Source organism: Vibrio tasmaniensis (assembly GCF_024347635.1).
GTDB lineage: Bacteria > Pseudomonadota > Gammaproteobacteria > Enterobacterales > Vibrionaceae > Vibrio > Vibrio tasmaniensis.
In genome coordinates, this window is the sequence record NZ_AP025510.1 from 1,964,222 (window position 1) to 1,979,907 (window position 15,686).

The following is a 15,686-nucleotide window of genomic DNA, read 5'->3' on the forward strand; positions in this document are numbered from 1 at the left end:
TTGGGTTCATTTAACTTTTAGATCAACCGCTGTCGACTATTTCGCTTGGCTATTTAAATAAGCTCTGTGTGAAATATCCGTCCATGAACGAACTTGCTCTAGGTAGCTTGCTTGTGAAGCTTGAATCTCTTTTGCCAATGCATCTTTTTCAGCGTGCTTAGCAAGCAGACGATCGTTCGCTTCTTTCAGTGCAGACATAACCTCTGGCGGGAAATCTTTCACTTGTACATCTGGGTATTCTGTTTTCATTGAAACCCAGTTTTTGCCACTTTCATGTGTTGCTTGTGTGTACATGTCGTAAGCCGCTGTACGCATTGCAACACGCAAGATTTCTTGTAGATCTTCAGGAAGCTTGTTCCAAGTGCGTTTGTTCACTAGGAATTGAAGCTCTGAACCCGGCTCATGCCAACCTGTGTAGTAGTAAGGCGCAATCTTGTGGAAGCCCATTCGTAAATCAAGTGATGGACCAACCCACTCTAGTGCATCGATCGTGCGACGCTCTAAAGACGTGTAAAGCTCACCTGGGGCAATATTGGTAGGTTTAGCGCCTAGCTCAGCCAGAATCTCACCAGCAAAGCCTGGGATTCGCATTTTGAGACCTTGTAAGTCTTCAACGCTGTTGATCTCTTTTTGAAACCAACCGCCCATCTGGATATCCGTGTTACCACCTGGGAACGACATTAGGTTGTGTGGAGAGTAAACCTGCTCCATCAACTCCATACCACCACCGTGATAGAACCACGCGTATTGTTCTGCAGGCGTCATACCGAAAGGCATAGAAGTGAAGTAAAGAGTGTTTGGAACTTTACCTTTCCAGTAATAAGAGCCTGAGTGACCCATGTCGTATTGACCAGACTTAACCATGTCAAAAACACCAAGCGGTGCTTTGTGTTTGTTCGCTGAATCGATTCTGATTTGCAGTCGACCATTCGACATCTTCTCAGCCATCGCAGCCATGTTCTTCGTCGCGTCACCGAATACAGGGAAGTTTGGTCCCCATGTTTCAGCAAGCTTCAAGCGATAAACCTTATCAGCAGCAGTTGCACCAGTAGCGACCAAAGCTAAACAAGCCGCTGCCGTTACCGCAACGTTTTTAAAAACTCGTGTGAGGGAGTTAGAAATGAGACTCATGTTCACGTCCTTTTGTTGGGTTAACACTCTTTCTTTGAGTATTTTTTATGATTCAACATAAGAGTGCACCTTGATGAGGCAACTAGATATCAGGGAGAGCACGCACGACGGACTCACACAAACTGCGTATTAGACCAAAGGATTACGTAGAACTACGTAGGAGATCATTGAGTAATGTCCGGTTTTAAAGGACTCACCTTATTCACTGTAAGAATGCTTATTGATAAATACCTAAGTATTAATAATTAAACACCGTTAACAATTGATTGGCATTTCGTGATGAAGCCCTATTTTCACCACACACTCAATATGCATACAGGTGCTTTTAATCCATAAGAATCAAGGTTTCAGAGAATTAGACGCCCTACTTTAGTGCTTGCTGATTTGAAACATGGGATACACGAAAGACAAACTAATACCGTAAGGTGTCAATCGGTTGGACAAAGCTTTTGGGGCTGAGTTTGGGTTATGGGATATGGGATATGGGATATGGGATATGGGATATGGGATTAGCATGATCCACCAGATACAAAAAAGCCTCGATAATCGAGGCTTAAAAACTTTAACGAAGCGAATGTAATCCCGAAGGATTAGATAGCTTTGTAGATAACCTTGTTACCTGCAAGTTGCTCTTTCGCTACTAGGTTTTCTTCAAGAAGTTTTTTCAATGCGCCTGTTGCCCATGAAGCTGCTTTCGCGTCTTCTTGACCAGCTGCTAGGCCGATACCTTTAGGGTTAATGCCTTCAGCATTGCTAACAACGATGTCTAGAACTTGTTGTTGCTTAGGAGTCAGTGCTACTGCAACTTCTTTCGTTGCTGCTACTGCTTTCTCTACCGCTGGTTTTGCTGCTACAGTTTTTTCTGCTACAACTTTCTCTGCGACAGGCTTCGCTTTTTTCGGCGTTGCCACTGCTTTAACTACAGCCGCTTTAGTGCGTTTCTGCAGTTTAGCCTGCACCTTACGCTTATGAGCAAGTCTCATTGAATATTTCTCCAGTTCACTGCTCTTTTCGCAGTGGTGAAAATTTGAAGCGCGATTTATACCAAAAAACGGGAGCTATTTGTAGAGTGAAGCGTCGAAAGTCGACGAAAAATACCGATATTGTCTACTACCGTCTATTATTTAAACATAGACTTATCAATTTGGGGTCATATACACTGGTTATCCATCCAGACAAAAATATGAAAACTTGGTGTTGCCTATGGACACTCGTCACCTTACAAATTTCTCTTTGCCTGCATTTACGCAATCATATCGAATTATCGCCATCATTTTAGGATTCGCTTGCCTAATCATGGCGTTATACATTGATAACTCAAAACTGCTGATCGTGGGTGCATTTTGCATTAGCGCGCTTTTGGGCACTGGTTATTATTTGATGCTTCGTAGCAGAGTGATGTTCACGCTCACCCCCACTCACTTTCAACAGCATTTTTATAAAGGTGGATGGGTTTTAAAGTGGAGCAATATTGAGAAGATTGGCATGTGTACCTACGAACAAGAGGGGTGGCATCAACCTCTCCCTTGGGTCGGCATTAAAATGAAAGATTACTCTCCCTACCTTGACTCTATTTGCCCAAAAATAACCTGCGAATTATTGCTGAGCCAGCGAGCACTTTTGTATCTAGGAGCGAAACAAGCGGGTAAAGAATCAAACTTTGAAGATATGGTGCTCGACTCATCGCATTACCATGCACGTTGTACCGAAAACGGCTGTGTTGAATTGAGCCAATATAAAGAGTCAGAGAATATCGACGACGATAACGTCAGTGATTACCAGCCACAGACTGACCTTGATTCAACCAATGAATCGAACACTCAAAACGCGTTGATCAAAGATTATTCAGGATTACAGGCGATGCTTGCGAACAGGATGAAATATCAAAGAGGGTTTCACGGCTACGATATTTTTATATCAACCCATGATCTGAATATCAGTGGAGAGGAGTTTATCGGATTGGCTCGACGCTATTTAGCAGCAGCTGAGCGTCATTCTGATTAAAATTAAACAGATTAGAAATAAACTCGCACGCTAATCCACGATGAACCATAAAAAAAGCTTAGCTTTTATAAGAAAAGCTAAGCTTCATTTTCAATCGTTCTTATATTAAATCAAAGATTTAATTAATAAATAGGCATCTCGTCGGCAACGAATGGATTTGATGCGCGCTCACGGCCAAATGTTGACTCAGGACCATGACCCGGTACGAATGTTACATCACTACCTAGCGGCCAAAGCTTAGTCTTGATTGAAGCAATTAGAGTGTTGAAGTCGCCTTGCGGGAAATCCGTGCGACCAATAGCACCGTTAAATAAAACATCACCCACAAACGCCAAACGAGCTTGCTCACTGAATAGCACGACGTGACCCGGAGTATGACCCGGCGTGTGAATCACATCGATAACTTGGTTACCAAAAGTCACTTTGTCCCCCTCTTCTAACCATGTGTTTGGTTCAAAAGCTTTACACAGTGGGAAACCAAACATCTGGCTTTGATTCTCTAGGCCTTGAAGCCAAAAGTTATCGGCTTTATGTGGGCCAACAATGTTCACGTTCAAGATTTCAGCAAGCGGTACTGTTCCGCCCACATGGTCTAGGTGGCCGTGAGTCAATACCAAATTCACCACTTTAACACCTAACTCTTCGATGATAGCCGCCAGTTGCTGAACATCACCGCCCGGATCGACAACAATGCCTTCCATTGTCTCATCACACCACACAATTGAGCAGTTTTGAGAGAACGAGGTAACAGGGACAACTTGATACTTAAGAGACATATACAAACCTTAGAGGGCAAACTGAAATTTGGGCAAACTATGACATTGGATGTCTACTTTGACAAGTACCTAGCATTCGCTCGTAAATTCAGCTTAACGCTACCAACTGCGTGCTGGACCTGTATCAATATGGATAAAGTTGCTACGTGCATAATAACCGACACCACCCGCATTCAAGCTTTTAGCAACATCTCTTAATTCTTTTAGGTTAACGCCATCAATACGGAAATCGATCGCTTTACCTAACATGTGGTAGCTCTTCTTGGCTACGCCACTCGACTTTGAGCGCAATGCTTCATTGGTCGCTGGAGAACGGTAACCAGAGATGATTTGAACTTCTTTTTGAATACCCAGTACATTTTGAATCTGAGTGATCTGATCAAACAGGTTCTTATCCATTGGATGAATCTCATTACGACGGAAATCACGGCACAGTTTGCTTAAACGAGCCATTTCATCACCAACATAGTTAGTGCCATCGAAATAACAGGTCTCTAATCGTTCACCAGTGTGAAGATTGTTCATGCTAATCGTTCTTGGTTGATCAGGGTATGAAGCAAAAGCGATAGAAGGAGTAATTGAGGCGACAACAGCGGTACCACCAGCGTAAGTCAGAAACTGACGGCGTGAAAATAAACTTTGAGACATACAGCAAAAAAACCAATTAGATCGAACAAAAAATGCACGATACATAATGGGAATTGCTGCGTCAACGTACAAAAACCGCCCAAAAGGTTAGTATTTGTAACCTTTGCACGGTTAGTTATTGATCCACATTATAATTTTATCAATAGAAGCTTAGTTGTCATTTTTTGGTCAAGATCACTCTTATTGGCTTCACTGATAATTAACCACCCTCTTTATCATATTGGTAAATGTCACCACGATACTGTATGCCCCCTTCTTCAAACAGCACGGTTTGATAGATGATATGCACGGGGATTCGCTTCTTGAGGCGAACCTTAGTATTAGGAGCAAGGTCGTTACTTTGGTTAGGTACTTTCCTTACCTTGGTGGCAAACAACAATTCAGCCAATTCCTCTGCATGTTCGACACGTATACAACCTGAACTATAAGCACGGAAGTCATCATTAAACAGGCCTTTACTTGGCGTATCGTGCAGATAGATAGCTCGCTTGTTGGGTGTGTTGAACTTGTACAGACCTAGCGCATTACGTGAGCCTGCCTGTTGACGCATTCGATATGGGAACGAATTGAAATTGATGGTCTGCCAATCGATATCTGTGGTGTCGACGGTTTCCATGGTGCGCCAACCATCAATCACTTGGAAGTTGTGTGTTTCTAGGTAGCTTTCGTCCGCTTTTACCTTAGGTAAGATGTCTTTGACCATGATTTTCCATGGCACATTCCAAGTTGGATTTAAGATAACCGAATCTAGGTTTATCTCTAAAAGCGGTGTTTTTCGCGACTTTCTGCCCACGACAACTTTGGACTCAAAGACCTCTTCACCATCTTCCCAATACTTCATATCAAAACTAGGGACGTTGACGACAATGAGAGAGTCTCTGTCTCGTGGCCACAAACGCACGCGTTCCGCATTCAGAGCCAAAGAAGTTAATCGATCATCAAAGCTCATGTTGACCCATTTGATCGTATCTGGCCCGATGATCCCATCGTCTGTAAGGCCATGCATACGCTGAAAAGATTTAATCGCCGTTTGCAGATCTCGGCCGAACTCAGGGAAATCGACCGCGATCATCGAGGTATTAACACCGACTAAAGCAATACGCTCAACAAGAATAGCTTTGTCTGAAAGCTGATCCCCCAAGCGTTTCAATCCTTTCTGTCTGTATCGCTCGATATTAAGTTCAGACGCGGTTTCTAACACGGAATAGGTCGCCTTGAATTGGTCGAAATCCCCGACAGGCGGCGCATAAGACAACACCATCTCCAATAAGTAATCATTGGCGACACTGCTTTTCAGTCTCATCAGAATATGCGGGGAAGGCGCAGGTAACTTGGAATGCAGCTTACCTGAAAAATACCACTCTTTACCTGCAAGTGGCGCGTTTTCAACGTAACTTAAATAGTAGATAAAGGTGTCGGTTAGCAAAATGTCCAACTCTTGCCATTGACCTCGGGATTGATACTGACGGATTTGTTTCAGCTGTCTCTCAAAAAGCGGTGCCATTTGCGCTTGTTCGAGAAGAGATAACTGGAATTCAAACGCTTTAACAAGTTCTGGAGAATCCCATAGAATAGGAAGCGAAGAGTCTTGATAAAGACTCTGGGTGAGCTCTGGATAAATCAACATAAAAGAGAGCTCTGAATCAGCCGGGATAAATCGACCCTCGCCAGAACTCGCATAGCTCCATGCATGCACAGAAACTAACATCAATAATCCACAGAAGTATTTCGCTAACATGCTTAATCCCATCACCAACAATTTCATAAGTATGGCAAAGAAATTGGAGTAAGCATGTTATTTTTTAAGGAGCTTTATGAATCAAATTGCACTCCAGTGGTTATCCCACTGGATGGATGATTGCTGAATTGATTTTTCATAAGGCTTGTGTTGGCTCACCACACTACCCGCTCCAGAGCTGAGTCGAAACTCACCATCAAGTAGCACTGCGCCAGAAGCATCAGACAGCGCAGAGAGTTCCACCAGTTCTTTAGTCTCTTTAGACCAAATACCGTAGCAATTACCTCGTGGTGAGGTCGCAATAATCCAATCATCTGACGCCGCAATACTGGCGATATAGTGATTGAACCTTGCCCACTGTTCTGGCTCTGCATTCAGTGCTTCAAACTGCCCGCCTTTGGTATGCATCGCCAGAAGTGAAGGATACTCATCGGGCTCGCCACGATATTGCTGGCCACATAGTACGGTTTCAGCACCATCATGCGCTAAGTGTCGGATGCTCAGCTTCTTGTCCAGCAATTCAACCTGATCAAGCAGCACACCTTGGGGAGAAACATAACTTAAACTCGGTTGCATCGAATTCAAATTTTTCGGTGTTCTACCGTCAGTATGAACACCACCAACGCCTATCGCGAGATTGCCATCAGGCATGATGATCACTTCATGTGGGCCAATGCCAAAACCCGTGAACTCCTCGACCTTACGATACCCTTGCGCGACATCGTAAACACCTATCACGCCTTGACTGCTGTCCGTTTTCCCTTCAGTAGCATACAGTAACTTGCCATCTAATGAGTAAACGCCATGACCATAGAAGTGACGATTATTCCCTTTCACAGCGAGCTTGATTTGCTCACCGTTTTTATAGTCAAACACCATAAAATAGTCACCAGGACGACGAGCAAACACCACCGCATGCGATGAGGCAGGGCAAATCGCAACGCCATGGCCACGATCGGGAATCGGCAACTGAGTTAATGGCATACCATATTCGTCAGCCACAACCGCTGAATATTGACCACGACCATTCAGCGCACAACCAATCAGTTGGGGATAATTCGACGCACTCACCCCATCCTTTCGACTCGTACAGCCAAATGGAAGCACAGGAACAGCCGCACAACCCAGTGCAGCCTTAAGTAGCGCTCTTCGCGTAGTATCAGTCACCATCGGTAGCATTAAATCCTATTACGACACCAAGCTCTATCGCCACTTCTTCATGAATGAGGTACTTCAAACGTTCTAGTTTGTTGTATTGAGTCAGCACCTCTCGGTAACCTTCTTTGCTCTGCAACAGAGCAAACAAGCTTGAGTCTGTAGGCCAAGTATCTAGCGTCAATGTGAACTGGTCAGCAACACGGTCAGCAAGATTGTTTAAGCCCTTTTCTCTCAATAAGCTATCAAGCCCATTACCGTCAGCGATGTAAAGCTTCTCAAGCGCCGCTACATTCGCTTTTAGTTGCGTCATCGAGGTTTGTGCACGCCATGATTCTGAGAAGTAAGGACGGGGATGACCGATTTTCGCCATCGGGCGACTCAGCTTTTTCATACTGTAATCAAGTTGGTTGGTCAATAAAGCGATGTATTCCGACTCCCAGCGCATCTCGTCCAGTGCTAGCCAAGGGTTAACCTGCCAGGCTTCAGCAATAGAGGCAGATTTCACAGCCAAATTTTGTGCGATAGCTTGTGAAGATAAGCAACCTGCAGCTTTGTCTTGAAGCAGTGGTGATTGCTCGTCATACAGAGACCATTCCAACGCACCTAGCCCTTGTACTGTCACACTCTGCTGAGAAATTTCATCTTGAGACCAAGATTTGTCTTGCTGAGTCAACTGACGCATTTTAAGACCGGTGGTGTTCTTTTTGTCTGGCCAGAATTGAATATTCCAACTCTCTTCAAGCGCCGCTGTTGGACCTCTTTCCTGACCTTGAAGAGCCATCCAACTATTCATGGTGAGCTGCCACTGAGTTTTCAAGGCACCCAGTTCAACACTGTTGGTTTGGCAGTAACCCTGCATCAAGGCTTCTAGATCGTTGGCTTGCTTGGCAAATAGAACGGCTGAATCAAACTCTTGTTGATAGACACTGCGACTAATATGGTTAGTCGAATCTGCTTGATAAGACACGCCGTTAACCTCAGATGAAGCCACTTGCTCACCCGATGATTGGCAACCTGCCATAATTAATACCGACAAAGGCATTAACAATAATTTATGCGTCATGCTGTTACCTTACTTCCTAATTTTTATTTTAATTATACGAGTTCATTAAATACGAAACGACCGCTGACCTCGTATTGCTACAAATTCAGCGGTGCTAAGTGGTTTAATTACTGCTTTATAAGTAACTCGCGTTAACTAAACTGAATTCAACTCAGCCTATAACGAGTTCAAAAACGCCAGTAGCGCTTCGCGTTCACTACTACTTAAAGCTAATACTTTCTGTTTCGCCATTTCTGCTTCACCGCCATGCCAAAGCACGGCCTCCATAACGTTTCTTGCTCGGCCATCATGAAGTAAGAACGTATGACCATTCACTTCTTTGGTATAGCCTAATCCCCATAATGGCGTCGTACGCCACTCTTGGCCGTTGGCAAGATATTCAGGGCGATTGTCGGCTAGGCCTTCACCCATATCGTGCAACAACATGTCGGTGTATGGGCTGATTAGCTGTTTAGACAACGCAGGTAAACCTTCTCGCTCTGCTGTGCGAATTTCAGCTTGGTGGCAACTTTGGCAACCCGTATCTTTGAACAATTTTTTACCTTGAACAACCACTGGGTTATCAACATTACGACGAATAGGTACCGCGAGATGCTGCGAATAAAACTCAACGAAGTCTAGGATATTATCGCTGACTTCTGGCTCACCACCATTTGGAAAATCATCACAAGTTGATTGCGCTGATGTGCAGTTTTCATTCGGGAATAAACGACTCGTTAAGCCCAAGTCACCGTTAAACGCCGCCGCATTTTGCTGCATTAGGTTAGGCTGACCAGCTTTCCAACCAAAACGACCTAAAGCCATTTCATTAGTTTTAACATCAAGAACGTAGTTCGCTTTACCTGAAACACCTTGCTTGTCAGCCAGCTGCTGTTCAGCAAACCCGAGGATTGTTTCTTGTGGGATGCTTTCAAGCAAACCGAGACCAATCATTGGCGGCGCAACTCGAGCTGAAAACTCAGTTTTAGGGTGCATATCGCCGAACGCAAGTTCCGTGATTTTTAATGTGGGTTTACGCAGAGTAACGACCGTGCCGTCTTTGAAGGTAACCGGAACATCGGTGTAACTGATGTTCACTTTACCTTCTGGTTTAACACCTTGAAGCGCGAAATCTTGTAACTGGCCGCCGTAAGTTGGTTCAGGAATACCGCCATCACGAATGAAGGCTTGTCTCTGCTCTGGCGTTTCAGCAGGAATACTTAAGCGAACCAACAATGAAACTGCGTTCTGGTCACCTTTTTCAGGCGCATGACCACGACCATCTTTGATGTGACAGTTTTGACAACCGTTAGTATTAAATAGTGGGCCTAACCCATCACGTGCATCGGTTGATGACGGTGCGGGTACCCAAGGGTTTCTAAAGAAGCTGTTACCTACACTGAAATCCAAACGTTTGCTCATTGGAAGATTGGCTGCTGGAAGAGAAAAAGCATTCGCTCCTTCTTTCTTCACCGTTGTTTTTCCGCCCGAGTAGGTTTCATGTGCATGTAATGGGGATAAGAAAAACAGTGCGGTTAATAGTGAGGCTGAGAGATACGACTTCATACATTGCCTTGCTGTGTTTTTGATTTTAGTTTTTATTAGGGTGTCACTTTCTTAAGTGACAAACAATTAAGGGCTCAATGAGAGCCCTTTATTGATTTTCGCTTCGGGTTCTTAGAACTCGTGATCAGCCGTGTCTGGGTTTAGGCTATCAATGCCAATAACACCAGCCGCACGCTCGATTGCAGCGGTTTGAGACACTAGCGCAACAATAGTTTTGTTTACTAATGCGTTACCCGCAGCATTGTCAGCAGCAATTAGCTGATCGAAGTGCTGGTTATTTTTCTCTGCTGACACAACAAGTTGACCAACTTGTGCACGTGCTAGGTCAAACTGCTTTTGAATCTCTTTCGCCGCTTGCTCGTCTTTTTGCTCAACAAGGTCAAACAGGCTAGGACCAGAAAGTAGAGAACCATCTTCACGCTTGTACAAGCCAGTGTATACGTTGTAGATACCTTGCTCGTTGTAGTAGTGAGAGTTGTGCGTGTTATCAGAGAAACAATCATGCTCGTCTTCAGTAGAGTTTGCTTCTAGTGCAACTTTCATACGCTCACCCGCTAGTTCACCTAGAGATAGTGAGCCCATGCCGAATAACATTTTACGCAGGCCGTTCTCGCTAGATTCAGAAAGTAGCTCTTGACGGTAGTTGCCTTTTTCGCCTTCAGCCCACTGCTTTTCCATCCACTCTAGGTCTTGGATAAGGAGTTCAGCTGATGCTTTTAGGTATGCGCCACGACGGTCACAGTTGCCATTTGTACACTCAGTGCCAACAACGAAATCAGTGTAAGCACGCTCACCTGCACCGCTGTTTGTGCCATTTAAGTCTTGACCCCAAAGTAGGAATTCAATCGCGTGGTAACCAGACGCTACGTTTGCTTCAGAGCCGCCGATCTCGTTTAGGTCTGCAATTAGCTCTGGAGTAATGTTAGTTGCGTCTACTGTTGTCTGACCAATTTGGAAAGTCTTATTTGCAACGATGTTTGCACTAGCGCCTTCGTTTCCAAGTTCGTATTGGTAATCAGTAGAAACGTAATCAATAAGGCCTTCATCTAGCGGCCATGCGTTCAATTGGCCTTCCCAATCATCTACAACAACGTTACCAAAGCGAAATACTTCAGACTGTTGGTAAGGTACACGAGAGTCTAGCCAAGCTTGCTTTACTTGTTCGAAATTGCCAGCAGAAGGAGAAGCTAAGAAGGTATCAATAGAAGAGTTCAACACTTTTGCTGTAATTACTGAATCTGCAAACACTGCATGAGCAATATCGGCGTAATGTTCTACAACTTGATCTTGAGTTACTGCTGCAAAAGAAGAAGCAGAGGCAAAAATGAGTGACGAAGTTACGGCTTTTGTCACTAAAGATTTAATGGTCATGAAGCATCCTTGTTGAGCTTTGAATTATTATTCGTAGTAATAGTGCAAACCATTATCATTTACACTACAGATTTGAATAATACAAACTTACAATTTTATTGCAAGATAAATACAAAAAAACCTCACATTTGTGAGGTCTTTAAATACTTTTGTGCTATAGCAATAAAAGAAAGCTTATCAAATATCCAGATTATGCTTACCGTGTGAGACTTTCGCCTTCAGGTAGCTTTCATTACCCGACTTGATATGAGCAGATGTGTTCACCACTTCTTCAATCTCAATACCGAAAGATTTCAGCTCATTGATCTTCTTAGGATTGTTAGTTACCAAGCGAATTTTTGTGGTTCCTAAAGCGCGAAGCATTTCTGCCGCTTCGGTAAAGTCGCGCAAATCATCACCAAAACCTAGGTGGTTATTGGCTTCGTAAGTGTTCATGCCTTCGCTTTGCAGTCGGTACGCATCGATTTTGTTGTACAAACCAATACCACGACCTTCTTGCCGTAAGTAAAGAATCACTCCACCCGTCTCACCCATAATTCTGATGGTTTCATCTAACTGCTCACCACAGTCACAGCGAGAAGAATGAAAAACATCACCAGTCAGGCACTCAGAATGCATACGAACAAGAGGTATGTCTTGTGTCTTATCCGCTGATTTAAATATCACAGCAACATGCTCTTTATCTGTTTTCAATCCATGGAAAGACAGAAGTTCAGCATCAATACTGCTTGTTACCCCTACTTTGAAATCTATTCTGGCACGCACTTCCGCCATAGCTATACTCACTTGAAAATTCGATGTATTTAACAACACTACACGATATGTCTAGGCAATATTTTGTAGCTAACTATCTAATGATAGACACTATGAGGCTGTTAACAATTTTTTTCAAGGTCGACCACGCACAAATTGTTATATTATAACAATTAATTTCCCAGGTAATAAAAAACCCCACATTGGGATGACCAACATGGGGTTAAAAATCAATCAGTAAAGGTTTTAGTGATGCTTTGTTGCTGAACAGTTAGCCTACTTGTGCTTGCTTCCAGATAATAAGCTGAACCCAAGCATTTTCTAATTCTGCTAACTCTTCGTGTGTCAGTATGGATATGCTCGATTTCGCACTGTATTTTTCAGCCCATTTATCGGATTGAACATGAGTATGGAACTCTTTTTTCAAACTTGAGGTTACGTTATCCACAGACACATCCTTAATACTATTTAACCTTTACGATCTGTCAATAATACAAAATATAGCTCAATTGGTAAACAGCAATATGTGTTTTTTTTATATTTTATTCTTAACACTCACAACCAATATATATATAAATATGATCAACATAACAACCGGAAGTAACCAAAGTAATAGATTTGAATGGTTCATTTTTGGTTTATATAGAACAAACTCACCGAATCTATGTGTCATATATTGGGTTATTTCATTATTGCTCTTGCCTGACTTAACCATATTAAAGACAACGAGACGTAAATCTTTTGCTATTGGGGAGTTCGATTCAATCAGGTTTTGATTCTGGCATTGCGGGCAACGTAGCGTTTTGGCCAATGTAATGGCGCGCTGTTGCTGTTCTGAATTTTCAAATTCAAACAGTTCAACTTGAATACTCGTATCCTTATTACTGGCAGTAAACAGATCTTCCGCCAAGGTCGGAAAACTAATAACCATTAACGTAGACAGCATAATGAGTGTTTGTATTAAAAGCTTCATCATCCATTAGTACCATCAAAATACATCGCAAGTTCTTCTTGCCACAAGGATTCATTAATCACACCCAACAACTTCTTAACTATTTGGCCTTCAGCATCGACCAGATACGTTTCAGGAGTGCCGATTACACCGAGTTCTAACGCTAACTTACCTTGAGGGTCACTGATTACTGCAGAGTACGGGTTTCCGTCTTTCGATAAAACATTGATCGCTGCCCCGGAATTATCTCGATAATTGAGACCAACAATTGGAATGCCTTTCTTCTGCAGTTCGAGTAAAAAAGCGTGCTCGGTTTTACATATTCCACACCAAGAAGCCCATACATTGACCAGTTGGTAAGGATGCTGTGTGACATCAGCGAGCGTAATTTCCTGCTGACCACTGACGCTTTCACTATTCACTAACGCAGTAGATATGAATTCTGGAAATGCCCTTTTTTGCTCTGAAACGTTGGTCGTTTGTTGCTTACTGTCAAGCGCAAAGACAAATCCCAACACCACTACTAATGCCAAGACAATGAGAGTAATTAGCTTGTTACGAACGCTGGTATGCATACTGTGCAGCCTTATCAGTTTTCTTTTTACGATGAGTCAATGAGAGTAAAGCGCCGATAATGGAGAACAACCCGCCAAACCAGATCCAGCGCGCATACGCCTTGTATTGAACACGAAATGCGTAAGCGGTAGCGTCAACTTTCTCACCCATGGTGATATACACATCGCCATGCCAGAACCATTTCATTGCGGGCTCGCTCATGTTCATCACTCGAACTTGATAATGTCTTCTTTCAGGTGTAATGGAAAAACTTTGCTCACCAGTTTCTAGCTTAAGTATCGCCTTCTCTGCGGTAAAATTTGAGGCGACATAAAGCTCAGTATCCCGATGAGAAAGCGTCCAATCCATGAACTCTACTTGTGTACCTGGGCTTAGTTTATAGCTGCGCTCAAACGAGTGATAGCTATTCATTGCAGCACCTACGGCGAGTATCGCAACCCCGACATGAGCAAAAGTCATCACCCAGACTTTGCGTTGGAACTTAGAGCTGCGCGTCACCACTAAGCCATAAACATGGGTCAGTAACACCCAGAACGCGAGCCCCCAAGTAATAACAACCATCACTTGTGCTTGCGCCGGTTCTACTTGCCAAAAATAACAAGCGTAACCCAATACCAACGACACCAGAGCTAAGGATGAAATAACACCTTTAGTCGCTTGAGGTTTAATACTCAGCAAAGGGGCTAAGCCGACGACGGCTAACGCAAGCAAAGCCAAAGGTGCAATCAACAGATTAAAGTAAGGCGCACCTACCGATATGTTCCCCAACCCAAGCAGTTCAAAGACCATTGGATAAAACGTACCGAACACCACGACAGCAGTTGCGAGAACAAAAATAAGCACCGTAACTAAACTCAAAAAGCTCTTACTGGCGAAGCTGGTAATCGGGCTTGATTCAAAAGACTCCCCTCTGACGATAAGCAGAGAAAATGAGCTCACGAGCACCAACACTAATATAAGTAGCAGTGCGATACCTTTGGTTGGGTCGACGGCAAAAGCGTGTACCGATGTGAGTACGCCAGAACGAACAATAAACGTGCCTAAGATACTCAGGCAAAACGTAATGAAAGCAAGGCTGAGAGACCATTTCAGGAGCTGTTGTTTGCCCTTAGCGACGCCTAAGCTATGCAGCAAGGCGGTCGAAGTAAGCCACGGCAACAAGCTGGCATTTTCAACAGGATCCCAGAACCACCAGCCGCCCCAGCCTAATTCGTAATACGCCCACCAAGAGCCAAGAATGATCCCTGCGGTTAGAAAGATCCAAGCAACTAGACACCAACTGCGACAATGGGCAACCCAATCAAACTCAATAGGATCAACCAGCAAAGCGGCAACTGCAAATGCCAGCACCACAGAAAAGCCGACATAGCCAAGGTAAAGTAATGGAGGGTGAAAGATCAGGCCGACGTCTTGCAACATTGGGTTAAGGTCACGCCCTTCTAGCGACAAGATCGAATTCATTTCAAATGGGTTTGATGCGAATAAGGTGAACCAAGCAAATATCGCGAGCAGTAAATTCATTACCCACAACACACGGCTTTGGTATTCATTCGAATAGTGTTTTTGTAAGGCAATAACGCCAGACCAGACGCTGATCGTCAGTACCCAAAACAACAAGGAACCTTCATGTCCTGCCCATACGGCCGCAAGCTTAAAAAATGAGGGTAATTGAGTATTTGAATGTTCAGCGACATAGAGGATAGAGAAGTCATCACTGACAAATGCATAGCCAAGCAATGCGACAGAAGTGAGAGAAAACAGTGCGCTTGAAAGAGAGAAACTGCGGATTAAAGTTATATTTTGCGTCCGTTTGTTTAGCATTTGATAAAACGAATGCACACCAATAATGCTACTGAGTACAGCAACCAACACTAAACTAAACAGCCCCAAAGAACCGACCATATCACCTCAATAAGGCTCCGCTAGAGCAGAGCCAAGTTAAACGTTTATTTGCTTATATTATTCCAATAA

Annotated in this window: 15 protein-coding genes; 1 reads left to right on the plus strand and 14 read right to left on the minus strand. The window is 43.6% G+C overall.

Annotation, left to right across the window (positions count from 1 at the left end; all coding sequences use genetic code 11):
• Positions 1-36 precede the first annotated feature (36 nt).
• Together OCV44_RS08820 and OCV44_RS08825 are read right to left on the minus strand one after the other, a co-directional pair.
• Positions 37-1,131: a TRAP transporter substrate-binding protein gene (locus OCV44_RS08820; protein WP_009847138.1), complete on the minus strand. Its 1,095-nt coding sequence runs from the start codon at positions 1,129-1,131 to the stop codon at positions 37-39.
• A gap of 590 nt (positions 1,132-1,721) precedes the next feature.
• Positions 1,722-2,114 (minus strand): hypothetical protein, encoded by a 393-nt coding sequence (locus OCV44_RS08825; protein WP_004733388.1) that lies wholly within the window; start codon positions 2,112-2,114, stop codon positions 1,722-1,724.
• Between the two features lie 220 nt (positions 2,115-2,334).
• Between OCV44_RS08825 and OCV44_RS08830 the strand changes: the two genes are divergently transcribed.
• Positions 2,335-3,135, plus strand: coding sequence for a DUF2982 domain-containing protein (locus OCV44_RS08830; protein ID WP_139685755.1), 801 nt, complete (start codon positions 2,335-2,337; stop codon positions 3,133-3,135).
• A 122-nt stretch (positions 3,136-3,257) separates the two neighbouring features.
• On the opposite strand, the gene OCV44_RS08835 is transcribed toward OCV44_RS08830, so the two are convergent.
• The 12 genes from OCV44_RS08835 to OCV44_RS08890 form a co-directional block, all read right to left on the minus strand.
• Positions 3,258-3,911, minus strand: coding sequence for an MBL fold metallo-hydrolase (locus OCV44_RS08835; protein ID WP_139685756.1), 654 nt, complete (start codon positions 3,909-3,911; stop codon positions 3,258-3,260).
• A gap of 99 nt (positions 3,912-4,010) precedes the next feature.
• The gene (locus OCV44_RS08840; protein ID WP_009848830.1) at positions 4,011-4,559 is read right to left on the minus strand and encodes a YcbK family protein; all 549 of its coding nucleotides are present in this window, start codon (positions 4,557-4,559) and stop codon (positions 4,011-4,013) included.
• A 199-nt stretch (positions 4,560-4,758) separates the two neighbouring features.
• Positions 4,759-6,297 (minus strand): L,D-transpeptidase family protein, encoded by a 1,539-nt coding sequence (locus OCV44_RS08845; RefSeq protein WP_139685757.1) that lies wholly within the window; start codon positions 6,295-6,297, stop codon positions 4,759-4,761.
• A gap of 81 nt (positions 6,298-6,378) precedes the next feature.
• Positions 6,379-7,467 carry a DUF1513 domain-containing protein gene (locus OCV44_RS08850; RefSeq protein ID WP_139685770.1) on the minus strand — a complete coding sequence of 363 codons (1,089 nt, stop codon included), beginning with the start codon at positions 7,465-7,467 and terminating at the stop codon, positions 6,379-6,381.
• Entirely contained in the window at positions 7,457-8,518 is a 1,062-nt protein-coding gene (locus OCV44_RS08855; RefSeq protein WP_139685758.1) for an imelysin family protein, read from the minus strand. Before OCV44_RS08855 ends, OCV44_RS08850 begins: the two co-directional genes overlap by 11 nt.
• Positions 8,519-8,674: 156 nt before the next feature.
• Positions 8,675-10,063: a di-heme oxidoreductase family protein gene (locus OCV44_RS08860; RefSeq protein ID WP_139685759.1), complete on the minus strand. Its 1,389-nt coding sequence runs from the start codon at positions 10,061-10,063 to the stop codon at positions 8,675-8,677.
• A gap of 111 nt (positions 10,064-10,174) precedes the next feature.
• On the minus strand, positions 10,175-11,434 hold the full coding sequence (locus OCV44_RS08865; protein ID WP_139685760.1) for an imelysin family protein: 1,260 nt from the start codon (positions 11,432-11,434) through the stop codon (positions 10,175-10,177).
• A 177-nt stretch (positions 11,435-11,611) separates the two neighbouring features.
• Positions 11,612-12,208: a GTP cyclohydrolase II gene (locus OCV44_RS08870; RefSeq protein ID WP_009848836.1), complete on the minus strand. Its 597-nt coding sequence runs from the start codon at positions 12,206-12,208 to the stop codon at positions 11,612-11,614.
• A gap of 250 nt (positions 12,209-12,458) precedes the next feature.
• Positions 12,459-12,635, minus strand: coding sequence for a hypothetical protein (locus OCV44_RS08875; protein WP_170213747.1), 177 nt, complete (start codon positions 12,633-12,635; stop codon positions 12,459-12,461).
• Between the two features lie 87 nt (positions 12,636-12,722).
• Positions 12,723-13,163 carry a heme lyase NrfEFG subunit NrfF gene (nrfF, locus tag OCV44_RS08880; protein WP_139685761.1) on the minus strand — a complete coding sequence of 147 codons (441 nt, stop codon included), beginning with the start codon at positions 13,161-13,163 and terminating at the stop codon, positions 12,723-12,725.
• The gene (locus tag OCV44_RS08885; RefSeq protein WP_139685762.1) at positions 13,160-13,714 is read right to left on the minus strand and encodes a DsbE family thiol:disulfide interchange protein; all 555 of its coding nucleotides are present in this window, start codon (positions 13,712-13,714) and stop codon (positions 13,160-13,162) included. Before OCV44_RS08885 ends, nrfF begins: the two co-directional genes overlap by 4 nt.
• Positions 13,695-15,617: a heme lyase CcmF/NrfE family subunit gene (locus OCV44_RS08890; RefSeq protein WP_139685763.1), complete on the minus strand. Its 1,923-nt coding sequence runs from the start codon at positions 15,615-15,617 to the stop codon at positions 13,695-13,697. Before OCV44_RS08890 ends, OCV44_RS08885 begins: the two co-directional genes overlap by 20 nt.
• Positions 15,618-15,686 lie beyond the last annotated feature (69 nt).